Annotated in this window: 26 protein-coding genes; 19 read left to right on the forward strand and 7 right to left on the reverse strand. The window is 70.7% G+C overall.

What is annotated here, in order from left to right; translation table 11 throughout:
* The first annotated feature begins 7 nt into the window (after positions 1-7).
* From rpmG to ACZ6AA_RS15540, 5 genes are all read left to right on the forward strand, one after another.
* On the forward strand, positions 8-172 hold the full coding sequence (gene rpmG / locus ACZ6AA_RS15520; RefSeq protein ID WP_030361075.1) for a 50S ribosomal protein L33: 165 nt from the start codon (positions 8-10) through the stop codon (positions 170-172).
* Between the two features lie 5 nt (positions 173-177).
* Positions 178-426 carry a type B 50S ribosomal protein L31 gene (locus ACZ6AA_RS15525; protein WP_289947538.1) on the forward strand — a complete coding sequence of 83 codons (249 nt, stop codon included), beginning with the start codon at positions 178-180 and terminating at the stop codon, positions 424-426.
* A gap of 53 nt (positions 427-479) precedes the next feature.
* A complete protein-coding gene (locus ACZ6AA_RS15530) occupies positions 480-1,610 on the forward strand; it encodes a CobW family GTP-binding protein (protein ID WP_471458480.1) in 1,131 nt (376 codons plus the stop codon).
* Between the two features lie 2 nt (positions 1,611-1,612).
* Positions 1,613-1,882: a 30S ribosomal protein S18 gene (gene rpsR / locus ACZ6AA_RS15535; RefSeq protein ID WP_471458406.1), complete on the forward strand. Its 270-nt coding sequence runs from the start codon at positions 1,613-1,615 to the stop codon at positions 1,880-1,882.
* Positions 1,883-2,275: 393 nt separating this feature from the next.
* A complete protein-coding gene (locus ACZ6AA_RS15540; RefSeq protein WP_190118079.1) occupies positions 2,276-2,515 on the forward strand; it encodes a DUF397 domain-containing protein in 240 nt (79 codons plus the stop codon).
* A gap of 96 nt (positions 2,516-2,611) precedes the next feature.
* On the opposite strand, the gene ACZ6AA_RS15545 is transcribed toward ACZ6AA_RS15540, so the two are convergent.
* Complete coding sequence (locus tag ACZ6AA_RS15545; protein WP_380842081.1) at positions 2,612-3,121, reverse strand: ATP-binding protein; 510 nt, start codon at positions 3,119-3,121, stop codon at positions 2,612-2,614.
* A 315-nt stretch (positions 3,122-3,436) separates the two neighbouring features.
* Between ACZ6AA_RS15545 and ACZ6AA_RS15550 the strand changes: the two genes are divergently transcribed.
* From ACZ6AA_RS15550 to ACZ6AA_RS15575, 6 genes are all read left to right on the forward strand, one after another.
* Positions 3,437-4,360 carry a helix-turn-helix domain-containing protein gene (locus ACZ6AA_RS15550; RefSeq protein WP_289947531.1) on the forward strand — a complete coding sequence of 308 codons (924 nt, stop codon included), beginning with the start codon at positions 3,437-3,439 and terminating at the stop codon, positions 4,358-4,360.
* A gap of 60 nt (positions 4,361-4,420) precedes the next feature.
* Complete coding sequence (locus tag ACZ6AA_RS15555; RefSeq protein ID WP_468460121.1) at positions 4,421-5,878, forward strand: aldehyde dehydrogenase family protein; 1,458 nt, start codon at positions 4,421-4,423, stop codon at positions 5,876-5,878.
* A gap of 116 nt (positions 5,879-5,994) precedes the next feature.
* On the forward strand, positions 5,995-6,546 hold the full coding sequence (locus tag ACZ6AA_RS15560) for a DinB family protein (RefSeq protein ID WP_471458410.1): 552 nt from the start codon (positions 5,995-5,997) through the stop codon (positions 6,544-6,546).
* 26 nt (positions 6,547-6,572) lie between these two features.
* Positions 6,573-7,217, forward strand: coding sequence for a PadR family transcriptional regulator (locus ACZ6AA_RS15565; RefSeq protein WP_468482942.1), 645 nt, complete (start codon positions 6,573-6,575; stop codon positions 7,215-7,217).
* 195 nt (positions 7,218-7,412) lie between these two features.
* On the forward strand, positions 7,413-8,375 hold the full coding sequence (locus ACZ6AA_RS15570; RefSeq protein ID WP_468460115.1) for an ATP-binding cassette domain-containing protein: 963 nt from the start codon (positions 7,413-7,415) through the stop codon (positions 8,373-8,375).
* The gene (locus ACZ6AA_RS15575) at positions 8,372-9,205 is read left to right on the forward strand and encodes an ABC transporter permease (protein ID WP_468460113.1); all 834 of its coding nucleotides are present in this window, start codon (positions 8,372-8,374) and stop codon (positions 9,203-9,205) included. The genes ACZ6AA_RS15570 and ACZ6AA_RS15575 overlap by 4 nt, the downstream gene beginning before the upstream one ends.
* 266 nt (positions 9,206-9,471) lie before the next feature.
* Here the strand turns inward: ACZ6AA_RS15575 and ACZ6AA_RS15580 are convergent, their stop codons facing one another.
* The gene (locus ACZ6AA_RS15580; RefSeq protein WP_471458412.1) at positions 9,472-10,884 is read right to left on the reverse strand and encodes a glutamate decarboxylase; all 1,413 of its coding nucleotides are present in this window, start codon (positions 10,882-10,884) and stop codon (positions 9,472-9,474) included.
* Positions 10,885-11,014: 130 nt separating this feature from the next.
* Here ACZ6AA_RS15580 and ACZ6AA_RS15585 point away from each other — a divergent pair, with 130 nt between their 5' ends.
* A complete protein-coding gene (locus tag ACZ6AA_RS15585) occupies positions 11,015-11,785 on the forward strand; it encodes a MerR family transcriptional regulator (protein WP_471458414.1) in 771 nt (256 codons plus the stop codon).
* Between the two features lie 242 nt (positions 11,786-12,027).
* A complete protein-coding gene (locus tag ACZ6AA_RS15590) occupies positions 12,028-13,200 on the forward strand; it encodes a DedA family protein (RefSeq protein WP_468482944.1) in 1,173 nt (390 codons plus the stop codon).
* Positions 13,201-13,232: 32 nt separating this feature from the next.
* On the opposite strand, the gene ACZ6AA_RS15595 is transcribed toward ACZ6AA_RS15590, so the two are convergent.
* Together ACZ6AA_RS15595 and ACZ6AA_RS15600 are read right to left on the reverse strand one after the other, a co-directional pair.
* Positions 13,233-14,885 carry a threonine/serine exporter family protein gene (locus ACZ6AA_RS15595; RefSeq protein WP_468460105.1) on the reverse strand — a complete coding sequence of 551 codons (1,653 nt, stop codon included), beginning with the start codon at positions 14,883-14,885 and terminating at the stop codon, positions 13,233-13,235.
* 159 nt (positions 14,886-15,044) lie between these two features.
* Positions 15,045-15,536, reverse strand: a complete 492-nt coding sequence (locus ACZ6AA_RS15600) for an inorganic diphosphatase (RefSeq protein ID WP_030361059.1) — start codon at positions 15,534-15,536, stop codon at positions 15,045-15,047.
* Between the two features lie 85 nt (positions 15,537-15,621).
* On the opposite strand from ACZ6AA_RS15600, the gene dacB reads away from it, so the two are divergent.
* The 6 genes from dacB (at position 15,622) to folE (ending at position 23,202) form a co-directional block, all read left to right on the forward strand.
* On the forward strand, positions 15,622-17,136 hold the full coding sequence (dacB, locus tag ACZ6AA_RS15605; RefSeq protein ID WP_468482945.1) for a D-alanyl-D-alanine carboxypeptidase/D-alanyl-D-alanine endopeptidase: 1,515 nt from the start codon (positions 15,622-15,624) through the stop codon (positions 17,134-17,136).
* Between the two features lie 173 nt (positions 17,137-17,309).
* Positions 17,310-18,437 carry a zinc-dependent metalloprotease gene (locus tag ACZ6AA_RS15610; protein WP_468460101.1) on the forward strand — a complete coding sequence of 376 codons (1,128 nt, stop codon included), beginning with the start codon at positions 17,310-17,312 and terminating at the stop codon, positions 18,435-18,437.
* A 176-nt stretch (positions 18,438-18,613) separates the two neighbouring features.
* On the forward strand, positions 18,614-19,660 hold the full coding sequence (gene tilS / locus ACZ6AA_RS15615) for a tRNA lysidine(34) synthetase TilS (RefSeq protein WP_468460099.1): 1,047 nt from the start codon (positions 18,614-18,616) through the stop codon (positions 19,658-19,660).
* A gap of 65 nt (positions 19,661-19,725) precedes the next feature.
* Positions 19,726-20,265, forward strand: a complete 540-nt coding sequence (gene hpt / locus ACZ6AA_RS15620; protein WP_030361055.1) for a hypoxanthine phosphoribosyltransferase — start codon at positions 19,726-19,728, stop codon at positions 20,263-20,265.
* Between the two features lie 163 nt (positions 20,266-20,428).
* Positions 20,429-22,474, forward strand: a complete 2,046-nt coding sequence (gene ftsH / locus ACZ6AA_RS15625; protein ID WP_468482973.1) for an ATP-dependent zinc metalloprotease FtsH — start codon at positions 20,429-20,431, stop codon at positions 22,472-22,474.
* Between the two features lie 122 nt (positions 22,475-22,596).
* Positions 22,597-23,202 (forward strand): GTP cyclohydrolase I FolE, encoded by a 606-nt coding sequence (gene folE, locus ACZ6AA_RS15630; RefSeq protein ID WP_468460097.1) that lies wholly within the window; start codon positions 22,597-22,599, stop codon positions 23,200-23,202.
* Between the two features lie 131 nt (positions 23,203-23,333).
* Here the strand turns inward: folE and ACZ6AA_RS15635 are convergent, their stop codons facing one another.
* The 3 genes from ACZ6AA_RS15635 to folB all read right to left on the reverse strand — a co-directional run bounded on the left by ACZ6AA_RS15635 (position 23,334) and on the right by folB (position 24,895).
* On the reverse strand, positions 23,334-23,822 hold the full coding sequence (locus tag ACZ6AA_RS15635) for a DUF3180 domain-containing protein (protein ID WP_468460095.1): 489 nt from the start codon (positions 23,820-23,822) through the stop codon (positions 23,334-23,336).
* Between the two features lie 120 nt (positions 23,823-23,942).
* A complete protein-coding gene (gene folK, locus ACZ6AA_RS15640; RefSeq protein WP_030361051.1) occupies positions 23,943-24,539 on the reverse strand; it encodes a 2-amino-4-hydroxy-6-hydroxymethyldihydropteridine diphosphokinase in 597 nt (198 codons plus the stop codon).
* Entirely contained in the window at positions 24,536-24,895 is a 360-nt protein-coding gene (gene folB, locus ACZ6AA_RS15645) for a dihydroneopterin aldolase (protein ID WP_468460093.1), read from the reverse strand. The genes folK and folB overlap by 4 nt, the downstream gene beginning before the upstream one ends.
* Between the last annotated feature and the right edge of the window lie 73 nt (positions 24,896-24,968).

The following is a 24,968-nucleotide window of genomic DNA, read 5'->3' on the forward strand; positions in this document are numbered from 1 at the left end:
AGCCCTCATGGCCCGCAACGAACTCCGCCCCGTCATCAAGCTCCGGTCCACGGCCGGAACGGGATACACGTACGTGACCCGCAAGAACCGCCGGAACGACCCCGACCGCCTGACCCTGCGCAAGTACGACCCGGTGGCCGGCCGGCACGTCGACTTCCGAGAGGAGCGCTGATCCCCGTGCGCGACGGCATCCACCCGCCGTACGGCCCCGTCGTCTTCCGCGACAAGGCCGCGAACTTCGCCTTCCTCACCCGGTCCACGGCGACCAGTGAGAAGACGGTCGTCTGGGAGGACGGCCGCACCTATCCCGTCATCGACGTCGAGGTCTCCTCCGCGAGCCACCCCTTCTACACGGGCCAGCAGCGCGTCCTGGACACCGCGGGCCGCGTCGAGCGCTTCGAGCGGCGCTACGGCGGCGGTCGCTGATGGGCACCCCCGGGCCCGGCGGCTCCGGCCGCCCCTACGGCACCCCCGGCCGCATGGACGTCGCCGTCGTCGCGGGCCTGCACACCGAGGCCCGCACCGCCGCCGTCGACCGGCTGCTCGCCACCGTCCCGGACAGCGTCGCCCTGCACCACGACCTGTCCACCGCCGCGTACGGCACCGTCACCCGGACCGTCCGCGACGCGAGCGGAATCCTGTCCACCGGCGAGGCGCCGCTGGTCAACGACTGCGCCTGCTGCGCGCTTCGCGAGGACCTCGTACCCGAGCTCGAACGGCTCGCGGCGAGCGGCCTGACCCGGCTCGCCGTCGTCGAACTGTGGGACTCCGTCGAGCCGAAGGCGATGGCCGAGGTCATCGCCGGGCACGGCTCCGACGCGCTGTGCCTGAGCGGCGTGCTCACCGCCGTCGACCCGAGCCTGCTGCTGCCCTGCCTCAGCAACGGCGACGACCTCGCCGACGCCGGGATCGCCGCGGCCGCCTCCGACCAGCGCACCGTCGCCGACACCTGGGCGCGCCAACTGGAGTACGCCCCCGTGCTCGCCGTCCTGGAGTCCGAGGGCGCCGATGCGGCGGACCGCGCGCTGCTCGCCCAGCTCCATCCGACGGCCCGCCAGGTCCCGATCGGCCACGGCGACCTGGCGGGCGCCGCACTCGGCGGCTTCGACGTCCAGGCGGCGGCCGCGGCCCAGCACCCGGCCTGCGCGCTGCTGCCCGCGGAGGCCGACGAGAGCGGGGTCGGCACGTTCGTGTGGCACCGCGAACGGCCCTTCCACCCGGAGCGGCTCTTCGCCGCCCTGGAGGACCTGACCTGCGCCGCCGCCCGCAGCCGCGGCCGCTTCTGGCTCGCCGACCGGCCCGACACGCTGCTCGCCTGGGACGCGGCGGGCGGCGCGCTGTGCGTGGAGAACGCGGGGCCGTGGCTGGCCTCGCTGCCGGACGCGGCCTGGGAGATGGTGCCGCCGGTGCGCCGGGCCGCCGCCGCCCTCGACTGGCACCCCGAGCACGGGGACTGCTGCCAGCACCTGGTCTTCACCTCGCCCGGCCTCGACCGCGACGGGATCGCCGAGGTCCTGGAGTCCTGCCTGCTCACGGACGAGGAGTACGCCGCCGGGCGCGCCGCCTGGAAGACCCTCACCCCCGCCTTCGACGCCCTCCTGGAGGTCTGACGTTGTCCCCCGCACCGCCCTCGCCGTCCTCGCGGCCCGCGCGCCGCGCCGACCGGGGCAAACCTCTCAAGTCCCGCCCCAACCCCCTGGATCAGGCCGGAATCACGTACATCGACTACAAGGACACCGATCTGCTGCGGAAGTTCATCTCCGACCGGGGCAAGATCCGCAGCCGTCGGGTCACCCGGGTGACTGTGCGGCAGCAACGGCAGCTGGCCAGGGCCATCAAGAACGCCCGCGAGATGGCGCTGCTTCCGCCCGCGTCGCGCTGAAGCGGAGGGCGGCGTCCCGCCGCGGGCGCGGGCCTGTCGCCGCGCCCGCCGGGCTTCGGCCCGCCGTCCGGCGCCGCCCTTTCGCCCCCGTTTGCACACGTACCGGCCGCGTCTTCGGCCAAAAACGCAGCCGTTTCGCTTTCCACGGCGTCTGTTCTCAGTGCACGAGGTATTCGATCCGGACAACCCGGCGCGGAACTTGGCGCGGAAGATCATGGACGGGGGCCGTCGTTCGCATGTCATGCGGGCACTGGGGAAGCGGCGGAGGGGCTGTAACCAGCTCACCACGGCGCGTGCACGTGCATCTGCCCATGCATTGGCACATGAACACGGCTATGATCCGGGACAGTTGACGGCTACAACGACAGCCACGGCACCACCGGGGAGCGACCTGTGCACCACGTGTTCAACGGCATGGCGGCCACGGATCTTCACGGGGTGGTCTGGCAGAAGAGCAGGCACAGCAATTCGCAGGGCGCCTGCGTGGAGTTCGCGAGGCTTCCGGGCGGCGACGTGGCCGTCCGCAACTCGCGGTTCCCCGAGGGCCCCGCACTCGTCTATACGCGCGCCGAGATCGAGGCCATGCTGCTCGGCATGAAGGACGGCGAGTTCGACGGCCTGATCGGCGGCTGACCACCGCCGGACCTGCTCGGCGGCCGACCACTTCCGAACAGGGCACCGTGACGCATCGCGGGACGGAGTAAACGGGGGTGGGCTGTTCCCCTGGCGCTACGCCAGCTGGAACAGCGCCCACACCACCTTGCCGTTCAGCGCGCCCGCGAGCGGGTGCCAGCCCCAGCCGTCGCTGAACGAGTCCACCAGGAACAGCCCGCGGCCCGACTCCGCGGAGAAGTCGTCCTCCGCCTCCTCGCGCGCGACCGGACTGTCGTCGCTGGGGTCCCGCACCGCGCACACCAGCCGTGAGGTCCAGCGCATCATGTGCAGCCGCACGGGCGCGTCCTCGGTGGCGCCGACCGGACACGCGGCACGCGGGGTGTCCGCGGGCAGCGCGTGCCGCAGGGCGTTGGTGACGAGTTCGGAGACGACGAGCGCGATGTCGTCGAAGCGCTCCTCCAGCTCCCACGACACCAAGGTCTTGCGGGTGAACTGCCGGGCGCTGCCCACGGCTTCGTACCGGGCGGGAAGGGCGCAGGAGGCCGCACTGGAGACCGCGGAGGGGTCGAGCGGAGGAAGGCCCTGCCGTAACGGCTCGAGCATGGTCGATCCATTCGTCCCCATGCGAGGCACTCCCCGGTTTTCGCGGTTCGCGGTACAAAGCGATGAAGCGGTGGCGCGGTCGGTACAGCCGGGCGGCACAGCGATGACGCAGCGGTGACGCGCGGACCATGGTTCCGAATGCGTACAGCAGATGCAAGGGCAGATGCACGTGCACGCGCCGGACTTGACCGTTCCTAGGCTGCTTCTTGCCCATTTCTTCCTACGACTTCTTGTGCAGACCTTCCGGAGGCTTTCCCTTTCCGTAACCGAACGAGTACGGCCTGAAGCGTTTAATGGCAGACTGCGGGTCTCACACCTTGGGGAGGACTGAGCGAAGTGACCGCTGGGGAGTCGAGCGGCTCGGTGGTACGGCGGATCCTGCTGGGCTCGCAACTGAGGCGCCTGAGGGAGTCGCGGGGCATCACCCGCGAGGCGGCGGGCTACTCGATCCGCGCTTCCGAATCGAAGATCAGCCGCATGGAGTTGGGACGGGTGAGCTTCAAGTCGAGGGACGTCGAGGACCTCCTCACGCTCTATGGCGTCATGGACGAGGCCGAGCGCAACGCTCTCCTCTCGCTCGCCAAGGAGGCCAACCTGACGGGCTGGTGGCACAGTTACTCCGACGTTCTGCCCGGCTGGTTCCAGACATACATCGGCCTGGAGGGCGCCGCCTCCCTCATCCGCGTCTATGAAGTCCAGTTCATCAACGGCCTGTTGCAGACCGAGGCGTACGCCCACGCGGTCGTCGAGCGCGGCATGAAGGCCGCCGCCGCAGGCAAGGCGGGTGGAGGCGGCCGGTCCGGCCGCTCCGGCCGTGGCGGCCGGATCAACCAGGCGGACGTAGACCGGCGGGTGGCCCTGCGCCTGGAGCGCCAGAAGCTGCTCGTCTCCGAGCGCGCGCCGCGCTTCCAGTGCATCCTCGACGAGGCCGCGCTGCGACGGCCGTACGGAGACCGGGAAGTGATGCGCGGTCAGATCCAGCACCTGATCGACATCTCCGAGCGCCCGAATGTGACGCTGCAGGTCATGCCGTTCACCTTCGGCGGGCACGCGGGCGAGTCCGGGGCGTTCACGATGCTCAGCTTCCCCGAGTCCGATCTGTCGGACGTGGTCTATCTGGAGCAGCTCACCGGCGCCCTGTATCTGGACAAGCGCGAAGAAGTCGCCCAGTACGAACGCGTGATGGCCGAACTGCGGGAGGACTGTCCGAATCCGGCCGACAGCCGTGACCTTCTCCGTGGTCTACTCCAACTGACGTGAATCGTCAGTAGTATGACGTGAAATCAGGTGTCTGCTCTCTGCGGCAAGGGGTCTCGCGTCATGTCCTTCTTCACCGATCTGGCTCACCAGTACATCGACGGTGAGTGGAAGGCCGGCTCCGGTTCCTGGGACATCATCGACTTCAATCCGTACAACGGGGAGAAGCTGGCGTCGATCACCGTCGCCACGGCGGACGAGGTCGACCAGGCCTACCGAGCGGCGCAGCGCGCCCAGGAGGCATGGGGCGCGACCAACCCCTATGCCCGGCGCACCGTCTTCGAGCGCGTCCTGCGCATCATCGAGGACCGCGAGGCGGAGATCACCGAGGCGATTGTCAACGAACTCGGCGGCACGCTCGTCAAGGCCGGTTTCGAACTGCACCTGGCCAAGGAGTTCCTGCGCGAGGCGATACATCTCGCGCTCGCCCCGCAGGGCCGCATACTCCCCTCGCCCGACGACACCAAGGAGAACCGCCTCTACCGCGTCCCGGTGGGCGTCGTCGGCGTCATCAGCCCCTTCAACTTCCCCTTCCTGCTGTCGATCAAGTCGGTCGCCCCGGCCATCGCGCTCGGCAACGCCGTCGTCCTGAAGCCGCACCAGAACGCGCCGGTGCTCGGCGGCAGCCTGATCGCGAAGATCTTCGAGGACGCCGGGCTGCCCCCGGGCGTCCTGAACGTCGTCATCACGGACATCGCAGAGATCGGCGACGCGCTCATCGACCACCCGGTCCCCGGCGCCATCTCCTTCACCGGCTCCGACGCCGTCGGCCGCCACGTCGCCACCGTCTGCGCCCAGACCTTCAAGCGCTGCATCCTCGAACTCGGCGGCAACAGCGCCCTGATCGTCCTGGCCGACGCGGACGTGGACTACGCCGTGGACGCGGCCGTCTTCAGCCGCTTCGTCCACCAGGGCCAGGTCTGCATGGCCGCGAACCGCATCCTCGTGGACCGCGCCGTCGAGGCCGAGTTCACCGAGAAGTTCGTCGCCAAGGTCAAGTCCCTGAAGGTCGGCGACCCGGCGTCCCCCGAGACCCACATCGGCCCGCTCATCAACTCCTCGCAGGCCGAAGGGGTTTCGTCGCTCGTCGCCCAGGCCGTCCAGGCGGGCGCCACGGCCCTGCTGCACGGCCGCACCGAGGGCAACCTGGTCGCGCCCTCCATCCTCACCGACCTCCCCGAGGACGCCCCGGTGCTGCGCCAGGAGATCTTCGGCCCGGTCGCCCTCATCCTGCCCTTCGACGGCGAGGACGAGGCCGTCCGCATCGCCAACGACACTCCGTACGGCCTGAGCGGCGCCGTCCACACCGCCGACATCGAGCGCGGCGTGAGCCTGGCCCACCGCATCAACAGCGGCATGATCCACATCAACGACGGCACGGTCCACGACGAGCCGATCGTGCCCTTCGGCGGCGAGAAGCACTCGGGCGTCGGCCGCCTCAACGGCGACGCGACGATCGAGGCGTTCACGACGCACAAGTGGATCTCCGTGCAGTACGGGCGGTCGCGCTTCCCGTTCTGACCGAAAATTCTCTCCGCCTCCCGGGCCATTGCGGACAGCACCTGTCCGCGATGGCCCGTAGCTTCTGTGGTGTCGGACAGGCCGACGGCCCGGCAGGGCGAAGAGAGGCGGACACCATGGTCACCCACGTCAACGCGGAAGCTCCCGGCGACGAGCGCGGCGCACTCATCGCCTTCGTCGAGGCGCAGCGCGGCGGCATCCGCCGCTCGGTGCTCGGCCTCAGCGACGCGCAGGCGTCCGGCCGGCCGAGCGCCAGCGAGCTGAGCCTCGCTGGCCTGGTCAAGCACGTCGCCGAGACCGAGCTGAACTGGCTGCGCCTGGCCCAGCAGAAGCCCAACGAGCGCCAGCGCACCGAGGAGACCTGGGGCGACAGCTTCCGCCTCGTCGAGGGCGAGACGCTCGCCGACGTCCTCGCGTTCTGGGCCGGGGTGGCCGCGGAGACGGACGCGTTCATCCGCGCGGTGCCGAGCCTGGACGACACCTTCCCGCTGCCGGACCAGCCGTGGTTCCCGGACGACGGCGCCGTGTCGATGCGCTGGCTGATGCTGCACCTGGTCGAGGAGATCGGGCGGCACGCCGGGCACGCCGACATCGTCAGGGAGTCGTTGGACGGCAAGACGGCCTTCGAGCTGGTGGCGATGGACCAGGGATACGCTAGTCAAAGTTGATTGGCTGTCTCGGAGAGGTGTGGTGAATGTCGGCGATCCGGCTGCTGGTCCTGGGGGCCGTCCGTCAGCACGGGCGGGCCCACGGCTACCAGGTCCGCAACGACTTGGAGTACTGGGGCGCCCACGAGTGGTCCAACGCCAAGCCGGGCTCGATCTACCACGCCTTGAAGCAGATGGCGAAGCAAGGCCTGCTGTACGAGCACGAGACCGCGCCGTCCACGGCCGGGGGCCCGCCGCGCACCGAGTACGAGATGACGGAGAAGGGCACGGAGGAGTTCCTCGACCTGCTCCGTGAGGCGCTGGTCTCGGCGTACAACCAGAAGCCCGACATGCTCTCGGCCGCGGTGGGCCTGATGGTCGACCTGCCGCGCGCCGAGGTGATCGACCTGCTGGAGCAGCGGATCCGTGGTCTGGGTGACTGGCGCGCGTCCGTCACCGAGTACTACACCCCCGAGGACGGGCCCGAACAGCTCGGCCACATCGGCGAGATCATGAACCTCTGGCTGCACCAGGCCGACACGGGCGCCACGTGGACGCGCGGCCTGATCGAGCGCATCGAGGGCGGCGCGTACACCTTCGCCGGTGAGGGTGAGCCCTTCGTCGGGGTGCTCGCGGAGGGCGAGGAGAACCCGTTCGCGACGGGGAAGCGGCACGAGGGCGACGACGCCTGAGCGCGACGACACCTGAGTGCGGTGGGCCCGAGGGCGACGACGCTTGAGCGTGGCGGCGCCTCCCGGGTGACAAGAAAATTTCTAACTAATCAAGTTTGACGAATTCGGAAGCGGGCAGTACCTTCGAGGCTCGCAAGGTAGTCAAGCTTGACTACTTGCATGGGCTGGGCAGTGGTGAACCCCGGAAGGAGTCGGATGACGGACGCGATCGTCGTCGAAGGCGCACGGAAACGGTACGGCGAGAAGCGGGCCCTGGACGGGCTCGACCTGGTGGCGGCGCGCGGCACGGTGCACGGCGTGCTCGGGCCGAACGGGGCGGGGAAGACCACGGCGGTGCGGATCATGGCCACGCTGCTCCGGGCGGACGAGGGGCGTGTGGAGATCGCCGGGTACGACGCGGGGCGGCAGGCGCACGAGGTGCGCCGCCGCATCGGTCTGCTCGGCCAGCACGCGGCCGTCGACGAGGAGCTGAGCGGCCACCAGAACCTGGAGATGTTCGGCCGCCTCTACCACCTGGGCGCACGCCACGCGCGCGTGCGGGCCGGCGAGCTCCTCGACCGCTTCGGCCTCGCGGACACCGGCCGCAAGGCGGTCAAGCAGTACAGCGGCGGCATGCGGCGCCGCCTGGACCTCGCCGCCTCACTGATCACGGATCCGGAGGTGCTGTTCCTGGACGAGCCCACGACGGGCCTCGACCCGCGCGGCCGCGCCGAGGTGTGGGACGCGGTGCGCTCCCTGGTCGGCGCGGGCACGACGGTGCTCCTGACCACGCAGTACCTCGAAGAGGCCGACCAGCTGGCCGACCGCATCTCCCTCGTCGACCACGGCAAGGTCATCGCGGAGGGCACCGCCGACGACCTGAAGGCCCAGCTCGGCGGCGACCGCATCGACGTCGTCGTGCGCGACGCGGCCGAGCTGGTGCGGGCGGCCCGGCTGCTGCCCGGCGCGTCGGACGACGCGACGGTCGACGCCGACCGGCGCCTCGTCAGCGCGCCCGTCATCGACCGCATGGATGCCCTGACCCGGGTCGTACGGGCGCTCCAGGAGGCGGGCATCGAGGCCGAGGACATCGCGGTGCGCAGGCCGACCCTGGACGAGGTGTTCCTGCGCCTCACGGGGCGCACGGAGGACCAGGAACGCACGAAGGAGGCCGTGTGAGTACGACAACCGGTACGCCGACAGCTCCGGCCGGGGCGGGCGGCTCCCGGATCGGCTGGGCCCTCACCGACTCCTGGACCATGTCCCGGCGCGAACTCGCCCACTGGGCGCGCCAGCCCGTGCAGGTCGTCGTCGGGCTCGCCTTCCCGGTGATGCTGCTGCTGATGTTCAACTACCTGATCGGCGGCGGCAAGGGCATCCAGGGCGACTACGCCGAGTTCCTGGTGCCCGGCATGTTCGCGCTGACCATGGTCTTCGGCCTGGACGCCACGATGGTCGCCGTCACCACCGACCTCAACAAGGGCGTCATCGACCGCTTCCGGTCCATGCCGATGACCAACGGGGCCGTCCTGGTGGGCCGTTCCGTCGCCGACATGCTCCAGTCCTTCGCCTCCCTCATCGTCATGATGGGCGTCGGGCTCGCCATCGGGTGGCGCTGGCACGGGTCGTTCGCCGGGGTCCTCGGCGCCGTCGGGCTCCTCATGCTCCTGCGGTTCGCCATGCTGTGGCTCGGCATCTACCTCGCCATGGTCGCCGGCAAGCCCGAGCTCGTCGTGGCCGTGCAGATCCTCGTCTGGCCCGTCGGGTTCCTCTCCAACGCCTTCACCGTCCCGCAGAACATGCCCGACTGGCTCGGTGCGGCGGTCGAGTGGAACCCGATGTCCGCGGCCGCCACGGCCGTCCGTGACCTCTTCGGCAACGACCCCGGCGTGACCGGCACGTCCTGGGCCGCCGACCACGCCGAACTCCTGGCGGTCGCCTGGCCCCTGGCCCTGGTGGGCGTGTTCCTGCCGCTGGCGGTACGGAGGTTCGGGGCGCTGAGCAAGTAGGACGCGGGGCGGCCCTGCGGGGCATTCCCCAATCCCGCCCCTTCCCGAAACCGGGGGCTGCCGCCCCCTGGACCCCCGCTGTCGGCGCTTCGCGCCTCGTCCTCAAACGCCGGACGGGCTGAAACCTTGCCGCACCGGCGAGATATACAGCCCCTCCGGCGTTTGAGGAGCGGGGTCTGGGGGCGGAGCCCCCCACGCGGCGGAGCCGCAAATCGACACAGCCGGGAAGGGGCGGGCTTGGGGAGCCCCCGGCAGGGCCCCCACCCCTAGTGATGAAACCCCGTAGCAACCCCCCGATCCCGCGTAAGCGGATGCGGCTGCTTCCGCAGCTCCGGGAGGAGTCGGACCAGGTCCTCCACGAAGAGCTGCGCGAGGTCGGAGGAGAAGCCGTTGCGGCAGACGACCCGCAGCACGGCCAGGTCCTCACGGTGCGCCGGAAACGTATAGGCGGGCACCAACCACCCCCGCTCCCGCAACCGCCGAGCGACATCGAAGACGTCGAAGGCGCCCACGCCCGCATCCGTGGTGAAGGCGAAAACGGGCAACTCGTCCCCCCGGGTGAGCAGTTGGAAGTCCCCCAGAGCCTCGATCCGGGTGGCGAGCCCCCGGGCGACGTCCCGGGAGGCCTGCTGGACGGCCCGGAAGCCCTCCCGCCCGAGCCGCAGGAAGGTGTAGTACTGGGCGACGACCTGCGCCCCGGGCCGGGAGAAGTTGAGCGCGAACGTGGGCATGTCCCCACCGAGATAGTTGACGCGGAAGACCAGTTCGTCGGGCAGCTCGGCGGGCGTACGCCACAGCGCCCACCCGACACCGGGGTAGACGAGCCCGTACTTGTGCCCGGAGGTGTTGATCGACGAGACGCGAGGAAGCCGGAAGTCCCAGACGAGGTCCTCGTCGAGGAAGGGCGCGACCATCGCCCCGGAGGCCCCGTCGACGTGGACGGGGATGTCGAGCCCGGTCCGCTCCTGGAGGGCGTCGAGCGCCGCGCAGACGTCGGCCACGGGTTCGTAGGAGCCGTCGAAGGTGGAGCCGAGGACGGCGACGACGCCGATGGTGTTCTCGTCGCAGAGCGCGGCGGCGGCCTCGGCGGAGAGGTGGAACCGGTCGCCCTCCATGGGCACCTGCCGCGCCTCGACCTCCCAGAACTCGCAGAACTTCTCCCAGCAGACCTGCACGTTGACGCCCATGACGAGATTGGGCCGGGCCTCGCGGGAGGGGTAGCGGTCGGCGTTGCGGCGCGCCCAGCGGCGCTTGAGCGCCATCCCGGCGAGCATGCAGGCCTCGCTGGAGCCGGTGGTGGAGCAGCCGACGGCCGTCGCGGGGTCGGGGGCGTGCCACAGGTCGGCGAGCATCGCGACGCAGCGCCGCTCCAGCTCGGCCGTGCGCGGGTACTCGTCCTTGTCGATCATGTTCTTGTCCCGGCACTCCGCCATCAGGACCCCGGCCTGCGGCTCCATCCAGGTGGTGACGAAGGTGGCGAGGTTGAGGCGGGAGTTCCCGTCCAGCATGAGTTCGTCGTGGACGAGCTGGTACGCGGTCATGGGGGGCAGGGGCCCGTCGGGGAGCCGGTGCTTCGGCGGGGCCTGGGTCATGCCGCCGACGGGGTTCGCCTCGCCGTAGAACGGGTTCACCGAGAGGGACCGGTCGTCGGGCCGGTCGGGGCCGTGATGGAGGGGCATCGAGGATCCTTCCGGCCGAGGCTCGGGTGCTGTCCCTTTCGGGAGGATATGGCCGAGCCTTTGGGCTTGCACCTCACGTGACGTGAGGACTCAGGCTGGGACGCGTACCGAGCAGGAGAGGGCGGAAACCATGAGCTACTCCGTGGGACAGGTCGCCGGTTTCGCCGGGGTCACGGTGCGCACGCTGCACCACTACGACGAGATCGGCCTGCTCGCGCCCAGCGAGCGCAGCCACGCGGGCCACCGGCGCTACAGCGACGATGACCTGGACCGGCTGCAGCAGATTCGGTTCTACCGGGAGCTCGGCTTCCCCCTCGACCAGGTCGCGACCCTGCTCGACGACCCGGACGCGGACCCGCGCGCGCACCTGCGCCGCCAGCACGACCTGCTGTCCGCCCGGATCGCCAAGTTGCAGCAGATGGTCGCGGCCGTGGAGACCGCCATGGAGGCGAGACGCATGGGCATCAATCTCACGCCCGAGGAGAAGTTCGAGGTCTTCGGAGACTTCGATCCCGACGAGCACGCGGAGGAGGTGGAGCGCCGCTGGGGCGACACCGAGGCGTACGCCGAGTCGCAGCGCCGCACCGCCGCGTACACCAAGGAGGACTGGAAGCGGCTGACCGAGGAGCTGGACGCGATCCACGCGCGCATGGGCGACCTGCTGGCCGCCGGAGAGCCCGCGGGCTCCGCGGCGGCGATGGACGTGGCGGAGGAGCACCGCCGCTTCATCTGCTCCAGCTACTACGACTGCGCGCACGAGCTGCACAGCTGCCTCGGCGACATGTACGTGTCCGACGCCCGCTTCACGGCCACGTACGAGGCCATCCGGCCGGGCCTCGCCGTGTACATGCGTGACGCGATCCACGCGAACACCGCCCGCGCGGGCGCCGGGGGCGAGTGACCGCGCCTCCCCGGGGCCCGGGGGACGTCCCGGGCGTCCCGTGGTCCCCGGGGGGCGCGAGCTTGGCCTCAGGGTGGCTGGCGCGTCCCCCGGCTCCCGGGGGAACCTGGGGGGAACCGGTGGAACCTGCCCGCGTCACCCCGCGTTGGTAACTTTGGGCGGCGACCGATGCCATCACACCGCACGGCCCGCCCGCAGAGCCCCACCGCCGCACCCCCTCACACCCACAGGAGCCCGGAACCGTGACGACGCTTGCGCTCGGACCAAGCTGGCTGGATCCGGACTACCTGCTGAACCAGTTCGGACTCTGGGGCCTGCTCCTGATCGTCTTCGCCGAGTCGGGCCTGCTCATCGGCTTCTTCCTGCCCGGCGACTCGCTCCTGTTCACCACGGGTCTGCTGATCACGACGAACAAGCTGGACACCCCGCTGTGGCTGGCCTGCATCCTGATCGTCATCGCCGCGATCCTCGGCGACCAGGCGGGCTATCTCTTCGGCAAGAAGGTCGGCCCGTCGCTGTTCAACCGCCCGGACTCCAAGCTCTTCAAGCAGGAGAACGTGGTCAAGGCGCATGAGTTCTTCGAGAAGCACGGCCCGAAGTCCCTGGTCCTGGCCCGCTTCGTGCCGATCGTGCGGACGTTCACGCCGATCATCGCGGGCGTCAGCGGCATGCGGTACCGCTCGTTCATCACGTTCAACGTCATCGGCGGCGTCCTGTGGGGCGCGGGCGTCACGCTGCTCGGCGCCTGGCTCGGCAAGCACGAGTTCGTCCACAAGAACATCGAGGCGATCCTGATCCTGATCGTCCTCATCTCGGTGGTCCCGATCATCATCGAGTTCCTGCGGGCCCGCTCCAAGGGCAAGAAGGAGGCCGCGCAGGCCCCGGCCCGGGCCGCGCGGTCCCAGGAGGACGGCCCGGCGGACGGCGGCCGCCAGTTCCAGGCCCAGCAGCCCCAGTCGCCGTACCCGGGCCAGCAGGGACAGTACGGCGGCCAGGGCGATCAGTACGGCGGCCACAGGGACGCCCAGCAGTTCCAGGCGCAGCAGCCCTCGTACCCGTACCAGGGCCAGCAGGGACAGTACGACGGCCGGCAGCCCCAGCAGCAGTACGGCGCCCCCGCGGGCGGCGGCCAGTACCAGGGCCAGTACGACCAGCAGCAGTACGGCTCGCAGTACGGCGGCCAGGCACCCGACCAGCAGCACTATCAGGGCCAGTACGGCGACCAGCAGTACGCGGGCCAGTACGCCGACCCCGCCGACCCCGGTCAGTACCAGCCCCAGCAGCCCCAGCACCCGGACCACCAGACGCAGTACCTGGGACAGCAGCAGTACCCGGACCACCAGACCCAGTACCTGGGCCGCCAGCAGCCCCCGTACCCCGAGGAGCCCGACCAGCAGGGCCGGAACGGGTACTAGGCCGACCCGGCCGGAGCGTACGAGAAGAAGCCCTAGAAGCCGCGCGTCCGCTTGGCCGCGCGGCGGCCCTTCTGGCCCCCGGCCACCCGCGGCGCCTTGAGGAACAGCCGGGACAGCTCGCCGCCCAGGTTCACGCCGATCGCGATGGCGAGGGCCAGGGCCGCCGCCTTGGAGAGCGAGGCGAGCCCCGGGTTGAGGTTGTTCCGGGCGATCTCAAGAAGCCCGAAGTACGTGGCGCTACCGGGCAGGAGCGGCCCGATCGCCGCCGTCACGTACGGCAGCGCGGACGCGAACCGGTAGCGCGACAGGAGCTGGCCGAACAGGCCCACGAGCCCGGCCGCGACCGCCGTCGCCGCCACCGGTGAGATGCCCCCGGTGCGGGCGAGGGCACCGAACACGATCCAGGCCACCCCGCCGTTCAGCGTCACCAGGAGCACGGTGGAACGTTCCTGCTGGAGCAGGATGGCGAAGGCCAGGCTCAGCGACATGGACGCGAGGATCTGGATCCACGGCCGGTCGGAGGAGTGGATCGACGTCTCCGGGTTGAGGCCCGCGTCCAGCGTCACGCCCAGATAGAGCACCATCAGGACGCCGCAGACGATCCCGACGATCAGATACCCGACCTCAAGGAGGCGGGCGGCGGCGGTGATGTAGTAGCCGGTCAGGCCGTCCTGCACGCCCGCGACGAGCGCCCGCCCGGGGATCAGCGCGAACAGACCACCGGTGATCACTGCGGACGCCTTCACGTCCGGCAGGTCGAGCAGACTGATCGCCACACCCATCGCGGCCGGGGGCATCGCCGCGACCACGAACTGGTAGAACTCCGGCAGCCCGCGCCCCGCGCACAGCCACGCGAGCCGGTCGCCCAGCATCGCGCCGAGCGCGGCCGCCACGAACACCAGGACGTCACCGCCGACCAGCACGGACGCCGAACCGGCGAGCAGCCCGGCCGCGGCCGTCAGCGCCCAGCCCGGGTAGGGGTGCCGGTTGCGGCGGAGCTCCGCGAGGCGCCGGTAGGCCTCCTCCAGGGAGATGTCGACGTCTTCGGAGCTGATGTCGTCCACGAGCCGGTAGACGGCCGACAGACGCGTGTAGTCGGTGCCCCGGCGGCGTACCGTGCGCGACGCCGTCACCGGGTCGTCCACGAGGGAGGGCTGGTACGAGATCGCGATCAGCGTGAACGTGACGTTCGGCTCGCAGCGGTCCAGGCCGTAGGAGTGCGTGACGGCGAACATCGCCGCCTCCACGTCCTCCGCGCCCTCACCGCCCGCGAGCAGCAGCTCCCCGATGCGCAGGGTGAGGTCCAGGACGCGCGGCACGGCGCGCCCCTCGTCGTCCTCGTGCCGCTGCGTCGGCTCCGGCGCCGGGCGCTCGGCCACCGGCGTGCGCAGGATCGTGCGCATCCGGTCCTGCCACGGCGCCTCCTTGACCAGCCGGACCACGGGGATCCCGCCGGGCGGGGTGAAGGCGGGCGGCTGCTGGGCGTCGTACGAAGGAGGTGGCGTGAACGCCGAGGACTCCTTGTCCTCGGGCAGCTGCGGGATCCGCAGACCCGTCGGGATCGTGAACTCCGACGACGGGTGGTCCTCCTCCGGTGCGGTCGCCTGGTCGACACCGCCGACGGGGGCGAAGGCGCTGTGCGCCTCGTCCGACTGCGGCTTGCGGTCCTCCTCCACCTCTGCCACGGGGTGATGCCTCGTTCCTGTGTACGTACGTGTGTGCGCACCCTACGTACGTCAGTATGCGCACGAGGCACGCGAGTATGCGCACGCATCTGTCGGCGCACGCGAACGGGCCGCGTGCCCCCTCGGAGAGGTCACGCGGCCCGTCGGCGAGGCTGGGGCTCAGTGGCCGCCGTGGGCCTCGAAGCGCTTGTACGAGGCCTCGATCTCGGCCTCGGCGTCGGTGCGGCCGACCCAGTCGGCGCCCTCGACGGACTTGCCGGGCTCCAGGTCCTTGTAGACCTCGAAGAAGTGCTGGATCTCCAGGCGGTCGAACTCGGAGACGTGGTGGATGTCGCGCAGGTGCTCCACGCGCGGGTCCGACGCGGGGACGCAGAGCAGCTTGTCGTCGCCGCCGGCCTCGTCCGTCATGCGGAACATGCCGATCGCGCGGCACTTGATGAGGCAGCCCGGGAAGGTCGGCTCGTCAAGAATGACCAGTGCGTCCAGCGGGTCGCCGTCCTCGCCGAGGGTGTTCTCGACGAAGCCGTAGTCCGCCGGGTAGCTGGTGGACGTGAAGAGTCGACGGTCCAGGCGGATACGGCCGGTCTCGTGGTCGACCTCGTACTTGTTCCGCGAACCCTTCGGAATCTCGATGGTGACGTCGAACTCCACGGGTGGCTCCTCCATGATCAGCACATACTTCGGGTGGTTAAGTGTCCCTCACGCAGATGTGTGATCGCGAAAGGGGCAGGTCGTCGTGGACGAGCGCAAGCCTTGGCAGCAGCCTGAAAAGCTGCTGCAGCTTCTGAGGCGGCTTGCCGTCAAGCCTCCCGCGAAACTCAGGACCTGGCAGCTCACGGCGGCATCGGCCGCCGTCGGCCTTGTCGTCGCGGCCGTGGCGATCGCCGCGGCCGGCCCCTGGGACTCCTCCGGCCAGCGTACGGCCGAGCGGGACCTGGCGGCTTCCCGGGAAGCCGGGGGTGGCGCAGATCACGCCGGTGGTGCCGGTGGCGGGGCCCCGAACGCGGCCCCGAGCGCGCCCTCCGTACTCGCCGGACTCGGCCGCTCCGCCCGCAAGGCGCCGGAGACCGGCGGCAGGCGGCTCGCGGACGTCCTGCGCCCCCTCATGGACGACAAGAAGCTCGGCCCCGAGCGGTCCGGTGTGGTCGTGGACGTGGCCACGGGCAAGCGTCTGTACGGCAAGGGCTCGGGCCGGGGCCTGACGCCCGCGTCGACCACGAAGATCGCCACGGCGGTCGCGGCGCTCTCGGCCCTCGGCCCCGACCACCGCCTCACCACGAAGACGGTCATCGGCCGTGACTCCCGCGACGTCGTCCTCGTAGGCGGCGGCGACCCGACCCTGACCGCCCGCGGCGAGGGCCGGTACGTCGACGAGTCCGCCAGCCTGCGCGAGCTCGCCGACGACACGGCGAAGGCCCTCAAGAAGCGCGGCGCCGACCAGGACGTCTCCCTGTCGTACGACACCTCCCGCTACTCCGGGCCGCCGCAGCACCCCATCGGCCCGAACGAGAACATCGCCCCCGTCAGCGCCCTGATGGCCGACGAGGGCCGCCTCGACGACTCCTCATCGGGGCCCGCCGCGCGCACCGCCGAGCCCGCGCGGGACGCGGCGCACAACTTCGCCAACCTGCTGCGCGAACGCGGCATCGGCCTCAAGGCCGACCCGAAGTCCGGCAGGGCCCCCGAGGAGGCCGCCGAGCTGGCCCGGACCCGGTCGCAGCCGATGTCCGCCCTCGTCGAGCGGATGCTGACGCACAGCGACAACGACATCGCCGAGGCCCTCGCCCGCGAGACCGCGGTGGCCGGGGGCGAGCCCGCCAGCTTCAAGGGGGCGTCCCGGGCGGTACGGGCGCGGCTCGACAAGCTCGGACTGCCCCTCGACGGCGCCGAGTTCGCCGACGGCAGCGGCCTCGACCGCGACGACCGGCTCTCCGCGAGGCTCCTCGCCGCCCTCCTCAAGCACGCGGCAGGCCCCGGCCGGCCCGAACTGCGCTCCGTGGTGACGGGCCTGCCCGTCGCCGGCTTCACCGGCACCCTCGTCAACCGCTACCCCGACGCCTCCGCGGGCACCGGAGTGGTCCGCGCCAAGACCGGCACCCTCACCGGCGTCAACAGCCTCGCCGGCACAGTGGTGGACCCCGACGGCCGCCTCCTGGCCTTCGCCTTCATGACCACGGGGACGACGGATCCCCAGGGCGCCCAGTCGGCACTGGACGCGATGGCGTCGGCACTGGCGGGCCGGGACGCCTAGCCCGAGTCCGACGGCGCCATGACGACGGGGGAGGGGCACCCCACAGGCCGACCCCACCGCGCCGGACGGCGGCAACCCCACCCACCCCGGGGGCACCGACCCCGACCCGTCCGGTGGGACAACGGCGCCCCCAACCCCGTACGCGGGCGCAGCCAACCACGTACCGTTGACGCATGACGAGCCTCGGTGGTGCGGAGATGGTCGACTGGAATCTCGCGGTGGCGACCGCGACCCGGCTCGTGCGGCCGGGCCCGGAGGTGAGCCGGGACGAGGCCCGCGCGGTCGTCGCGGAGCTCCGCAAGCACGCCAAGTCCTCGGAGGCGCACGTCCGTTCGTTCACGAGGATGGGCACGGAGGACACCCACGACACCCCCGTCCTGGTCGTGGACCGCGCGGGCTGGGTCCGCGCGAACGTGGCGGGCTTCAGGGAGGTGCTCAAGCCGCTCCTGGAGAAGATGAAGGACCGCAGGGGCGGCGGCCCGGGCGGCGCGGTCCTGGGCGCGGTCGGCGGCAAGGTGACGGGCGTGGAGCTGGGCATGCTCCTGTCCTTCCTGGCGTCGCGCGTCCTCGGCCAGTACGAGACCTTCGCCCCGGCGACCCGCGAACTCCCCGCGGGCGGCAACGGCGGCGGCCGCCTCCTCCTGGTGGCACCGAACATCGTCCACGTGGAGCGCGAACTGGACGTGGACCCGCACGACTTCAGGCTCTGGGTGTGCCTGCACGAGGAGACGCACCGCACCCAGTTCTCGTCCGTGCCGTGGCTGCGCGACCACCTGGAGGGCGAGATCCAGTCGTTCCTCGGCGAGACCGAGGTCGACCCGATGACCGTCCTCGAACGCGTCCGCGAGGCCGCGCAGAGCCTGGCGGGCGGCCGCACGGACGGCGCGGACGACGACGGCGACAGCGGCCGCACGTTCGTGGAGCTCGTCCAGACCCCGGCCCAGCGCGAGATCCTGGCCCGCCTGACCGCGGTGATGTCCCTGCTCGAAGGGCACGCGGACTACGTGATGGACGGCGTCGGCCCCGACGTCGTACCGTCCGTGACCGAGATCAGGGAGAAGTTCAAGGAGCGCCGCCAGCGCGGCGCGAGCCGCCTGGACCAGGCGCTGCGCAAGCTCCTCGGCCTCGACGCCAAGCTGCGGCAGTACCGCGACGGCGAGCGGTTCGTGCGGGCGGTCGTGGAGGAGGTCGGCATGGACGGCTTCAACCGCGTGTGGACTTCCCCGAACACGCTTCCCACCAAGGCGGAGATCGCCAAACCGGCGGACTGGGTCGCGCGGGTGCACCGTAAGGCAGACTGAGCGAACAGACGCGGCCGACGGCAGGAGAACGCCCCCGCAATCACCCGTCCGAGGGACCGTGAGCCATGGGTAGGCGTGCAATGCTCGGGTAACGGCTCGGTTCTGTCACCATCGACACACTCTGAGTGACTGAACTGAGGCTCACCCCCCGAACTTCACGAAGGGAACCAACCGGAATGGGTCCCCATCCTGCGGTCGCGGCGATACGCCTGGCGGTCCGCCGCGTACTTCACGACGTACTGACCGACGTAGCCACCCGGCGCACCCTCACCCCGCACCCCGCCGCCCCCCACCTCCCGCACGAGCCGCCCCCGCCGCTCGTGCTCGTGGCGTGCTCCGGCGGCGCCGACTCCATGGCGCTCGCCTCCGCACTGGCCTTCGAAGCCCCCAAGCTCGGCATCCGAGCCGGCGCGGTGACCGTCGACCACGGCCTGCAGCCCGGCTCCGACCTGCGCGCCGCCGAGGTCGTCACCCGCATGACCGCGCTCGGCCTCGACCCCGTCGAGTCCCTGGTGGTGCACGTCGGCCGCGACGGCGGCCCCGAGGCCGCCGCCCGCGACGCGAGGTACGCGGCCCTCGACGACGCCGCCGAGCGCCACGACGCCGCCGCCGTCCTGCTCGGCCACACCCGCGACGACCAGGCCGAGACGGTTCTGCTCGGCCTCGCCCGCGGCTCCGGCATCCGCTCCCTGTCGGGCATGGCCGCGGTCTCCGGGGCCGGTGGCCGCTATCGCAGGCCGTTCCTGCACCTGGACCGCCAGACCGCCCGCAAGGCCTGCATGGTGCAGTCCCTGCCGGTCTGGGACGACCCGCACAACGCCGACCCCGCCTACACCCGCTCCCGGCTGCGGCACGAAGGCCTGCCCGCCCTGGAGAAGGCGCTCGGCAAGGGCGTCGTGGAAGCCCTCGCGCGCACCGCGCAGCTCTCCCGCGACGACGCGGACGCCCTCGACGCCTGGGCCGCCCAGGCCGAGTCGTCCGTGCGGGACGCCGGGGGCCTCCTGGAGTGCGCGAAGCTCTTCGCGCTGCCGCCCGCGGTGCGCCGCCGCATCGTGCGCCGCGCGGCCATCGAGGCGGGCGCCCCGGCCGGCGCGCTGTTCGCCCGGCACATCGAAGAGGTGGACCGGCTGATCACCGGCTGGCGCGGCCAGGGAGCCATCAATCTCCCGGGCAAAGTCGTCGCACAGCGGCAGGGTGGCAGACTGGTCATCCGGCAAGGCTGACTGGGGAGCGTTTTCCCGACCGGCCGGTGGGACGACCGAAAGTGATACGGGTGGACGCGAACGACATGGGCACCGACCTTCAGTCGGTGCTCATCACCAAGGAAGAGATCGACGCGAAGCTGGCCGAGCTGGCCGCGAAGATCGACGCGGAGTACGCGGGCAAGGACCTGCTGATCGTCGGTGTGCTCAAGGGCGCCGTGATGGTCATGGCGGACCTGGCGCGCGCGCTGTCCACGCCGCTCACGATGGACTGGATGGCGGTGTCCTCCTACGGCGCCGGTACGCAGTCCTCCGGCGTGGTCCGCATCCTCAAGGACCTGGACACCGACATCAAGGGCAAGCACGTCCTGATCGTCGAGGACATCATCGACTCCGGCCTGACGCTGTCCTGGCTGCTCTCCAACCTCGGCTCGCGCGAGCCCGCCTCGCTGAAGGTGTGCACGCTGCTGCGCAAGCCGGAGGCCGCGAAGGTCGCGATCGACGTGGAGTGGGTCGGCTTCGACATCCCGAACGAGTTCGTCGTGGGTTACGGCCTCGACTACGCCGAGAAGTACCGCAACCTCCCGTTCGTCGGAACGTTGGCTCCGCACGTGTACGGCGGCTGACTTCCCGGGAACCCTCAGCCGCGTCCCGCCGTTGGAGCATGGAGAGGCGGGTTTGCCAGCCGTCCCGTGCGGCTTCGGGTGACAATGCTGGGGTACCGTCCGAAGAACAGTCTTTATCAATCTCACTATGGCAGGAGGTACGGAGCGGCATCGCTCCGTGTGGATGGACGTGAAGCGATACTTCCGTGGGCCAGTCATGTGGATTGTGCTGGCCGTCCTTGCCGTGGTCGTGTTGATGCAGGTCGTCGGTTCGTCCGGTGGCTACAAGACGGTGGATACCGGCCAGGTCGTGCAGGCCATCGCCGACAACAAGGTCGAGTCGGCCAAGCTCACCACCGGTGACGATCACACCATCAAGGTGGAGCTCAAGGACGGCCAGAAGGTCAAGGGCAGCAGCAAGATCCAGGCGAGCTACATCGGCGACCAGGGCGTCGAGCTCGCCAAGACGCTGCAGGCCAAATACGAGGACAAGCAGATCCCGGACGGTTACACCGTCTCCCCGTCGAAGCAGAACCCCTTCGTCGGCATCCTGCTGTCCCTTCTCCCGTTCGTCCTCATCGTCGTCGTGTTCCTGTTCCTGATGAATCAGATGCAGGGCGGCGGCAGCCGAGTCATGAACTTCGGCAAGTCCAAGGCGAAGCTCATCACCAAGGACACCCCGAAGACGACGTTCGCCGACGTCGCGGGTTCCGACGAGGCCGTCGAGGAACTCCACGAGATCAAGGAGTTCCTCCAGGAGCCGGCGAAGTTCCAGGCCGTCGGCGCCAAGATCCCCAAGGGCGTGCTGCTGTACGGCCCGCCCGGTACGGGCAAGACCCTGCTCGCGCGCGCCGTCGCGGGCGAGGCGGGCGTCCCGTTCTACTCGATCTCGGGTTCCGACTTCGTCGAGATGTTCGTCGGTGTCGGTGCCTCCCGAGTGCGTGACCTCTTCGAGCAGGCCAAGGCGAACGCCCCGGCGATCGTCTTCGTCGACGAGATCGACGCCGTCGGCCGACACCGCGGTGCCGGTCTCGGCGGTGGCCACGACGAGCGCGAGCAGACGCTCAACCAGCTGCTGGTCGAGATGGACGGCTTCGACGTGAAGGGCGGCGTCATCCTGATCGCCGCCACGAACCGCCCGGACATCCTCGACCCGGCGCTCCTGCGCCCCGGCCGCTTCGACCGGCAGATCGCCGTCGACCGCCCGGACATGCAGGGCCGTCTGGAGATCCTCAAGGTTCACCAGAAGGGCAAGCCGGTCGCCCCGGACGTCGACCTGGGCGCGGTCGCCCGTCGCACGCCGGGCTTCACGGGCGCCGACCTGTCGAACGTGCTGAACGAGGCCGCGCTGCTCACCGCGCGCAGCAACCAGAAGCTGATCGACAACCACATGCTGGACGAGGCCATCGACCGCGTCGTGGCGGGCCCGCAGAAGCGGACCCGGATCATGTCCGACAAGGAGAAGAAGATCACCGCGTACCACGAGGGCGGACACGCCCTGGTCGCGGCGGCGTCTCCGAACTCGGACCCGGTCCACAAGATCACGATCCTGTCGCGCGGCCGCGCCCTCGGCTACACCATGGTCCTGCCGGACGAGGACAAGTACTCGACCACGCGCAACGAAATGCTCGACCAGCTGGCATACATGCTGGGCGGGCGCGCGGCCGAGGAACTGGTCTTCCACGACCCGACCACCGGTGCCGCCAACGACATCGAGAAGGCCACGGCCACCGCTCGCGCGATGGTCACGCAGTACGGCATGACCGAGCGTCTGGGCGCGATCAAGTTCGGCGGCGACAACACCGAGCCGTTCCTCGGGCGCGAGATGGCGCACCAGCGGGACTACTCGGAAGAGGTCGCGGCGCTGGTCGACGAAGAGGTCAAGAAGCTCATCGAGACCGCGCACAACGAGGCCTGGGAGATCCTCGTCGAGAACCGCGACGTTCTCGACAACCTGGTCCTCCAGCTCCTGGAGCGGGAGACGCTCGGCAAGGAGGAGATCGCGGAGATCTTCGCCCCGATCGTCAAGCGCCCGGCCCGTCCGGCCTGGACGGGCTCCACCCGGCGTACGCCGTCGACACGCCCGCCGGTGCTCTCGCCGAAGGAACTGTCGCTGACGAACGGCGCGAACGGTGCCACCCCCGCGGTGACCGCCGGAGCGACCGGTGCGACCGGCACGAGCGACACCCAGTCCCTCGAGGTGGCCCCTGAGGACCGCCCCGAGAGCTGAGCAACATCCCGTCCCGGGCGCTCCACCAGGCCCGGAATGGATGCCGCGCCCCCCAGGTTCTAGCCTGGGGGGCGCGGCTCTTTTCGGCCGTCCGCAACACAGGACCCAGGAACGAGGCACAGATGACCGACCCCGTGACGCTGGACGGCGAGGGCACGATCGGTGAGTTCGACGAGAAGCGGGCCGAGAACGCCGTACGGGAGCTGCTGATCGCGGTCGGCGAGGACCCGGACCGCGAGGGCCTGCGGGAGACGCCTGGGCGGGTGGCGCGGGCCTACCGGGAGATATTCGCCGGTCTGTGGCAGACGCCCGAGGACGTTCTGACGACGACGTTCGACCTGGGCCACGACGAGATGGTCCTGGTGAAGGACATCGAGGTGATGAGCTCCTGCGAGCACCACCTCGTGCCGTTCGTCGGCGTCGCCCACGTCGGGTACATCCCGTCCTCCGACGGCAAGATCACCGGCCTGTCCAAGCTCGCCCGGCTCGTCGACGTCTACGCCCGCCGCCCGCAGGTCCAGGAGCGGCTGACCACGCAGATCGCGGACTCCCTGATGGAGATACTGGAGCCGCGCGGGGTCATCGTCGTGGTCGAGTGCGAGCACATGTGCATGACCATGCGGGGTGTCCGCAAGCCCGGCGCGAAGACGATCACGTCGGCGGTGCGGGGGCAGCTGCGGGACCCGGCGACGCGCAATGAGGCGATGAGCCTGATCATGGCGCGATAGGCGCGATAGGCGCGATAGGCGCGACAGGCGCGACAGGCGCGACAGGCGCGACAGGCGCGGCACGCGCGATCGTCAGTGGGCGTCAGCGGGTGTCTGTTCGATGCCTTGTCGGCGCCCGGGCGGTGTCGGTGTCACACGGCGGGGCTTGCCCCGCCGTGTTCGTCGTCGCTGTCCTCCGGGAGCCTGCAGACCCGCTCCAGGAAGAAGGCGGCCGCTATCACGCCGATGCCCGCGAGGACCGAGAAGCCCGCGTAGTACGCCTGGTCCCTGCGGGCGGGGATGTCCAGGAACTCCAGCATGAAGACGCCCACGCCGCCGTACATCCCGCAGACGAGGGCGGCGACCAGCGCGCTGGCCTGACCGAAGACGACCGCGCGGGCGGCCATCAGCGGCTCGACGCCCTTCGCGCCGGGCCGCCGCTCCCGCTGGGCCTTCAGACGCGCGCGCAGCGAGATCGCCGTGGCGAGCAGCACCACGGCGATCAGCGCGAGGACGATGGGCGCGGCCAGTGGCACCCGGGGCAGCGTGCCCACGGAGTCCCACAGCCGGGCCCCCGCCCAGGACAGCACTCCGGCGACGGCGAAGAGGCCTGCCAGCATCCTCACGCGCAATTGCTTCATTCCGGAGGTCGCCCCTCTTGTCCCTTGCCGTTTTTGTCGTGCCGTCGTGCCGTCGTGCCGGTGTCCTGCGCCGTCGTGCTGTGCCCGCGGCACGGAATCCGTGCGCTGTGGACCTAACGATTACTCGGGCAGCCGGAGTTCCAGGTCGACGCGCGGCGCCACGCCCTCGCGGCCGACCCCGGCGAGCAGCTCCGCGACCGGCCCGCGGCCCGCGAGCTGTGCCTCCGGCTCGACGTCGTGCCACGGGGCGAGGACGAAGGCCCGCTCGTGCGCCCGCGGGTGGGGGAGCGTCAGGACCGGGTCGTCCGACACCACGTCGGCGTACGCGACGATGTCGACGTCGATCGTGCGCGGGCCCCAGCGCTCGTCCCGGACCCGGTGGAAGGCCTCCTCGACGGCGTGCGCGCGCTCCAGGAGCGAGGCCGGGGGGAGCGTCGTCTTCACGACCACCACGGCGTTGAAGTACGACGGCTGGGAGCCGGGCTCGACGCCCCAGGGCTCGGTCTCGTACACCGGGGAGACCGCCTTGACCCGCAGGCCGGGGGTGTCCTCCAGGGCGTCGACGGCGCCCTGGAGGGTCTCCAGGCGGTTGCCCAGGTTCGAGCCGAGGGAGATCACCGCGCGCTGGGGGTTGGAGAGCGTCGTGTCGGCGGCGTCCACCTGCTCCACCACGGACGTGGGGACCGGCTGGACGGTGGGGTCGCTGTGGGGGGTCATGCGCGGCTCCGGGTGATGGTGACGGTCACGTCGTCGAACGGGACGGTGATCGGGGCGTCCGGCTTGTGGACCGTGACCTCGACCTCCAGGACGCCGTCGTGCTTCAGGCAGGCCTGGGCGATGCGCTCGGAGAGCGTCTCGATGAGGTTCACCGGCTCGCCCTCGACGACGGCCACGACCTCCTCCGCCACGATGCCGTAGTGCACGGTCTTCGCCAGGTCGTCGTCGGCCGCGGCCGCCCGGGTGTCCAGGCCGAGGACCAGGTCCACGATGAAGGTCTGGCCCTCCTCGCGTTCCCGCGGGTACACACCGTGGTGCCCGCGCGCCTTCAGGCCACGCAGCGCGACACGATCCACGCGAATCACTCCTGACAGTCGTCGGTATCGGCCGGTTCCGCCGAGTGCGGTCGGCACACCAGCCACATTCGAA

The sequence above is a fragment of the Streptomyces sp. NPDC040610 genome (genome assembly GCF_055594065.1).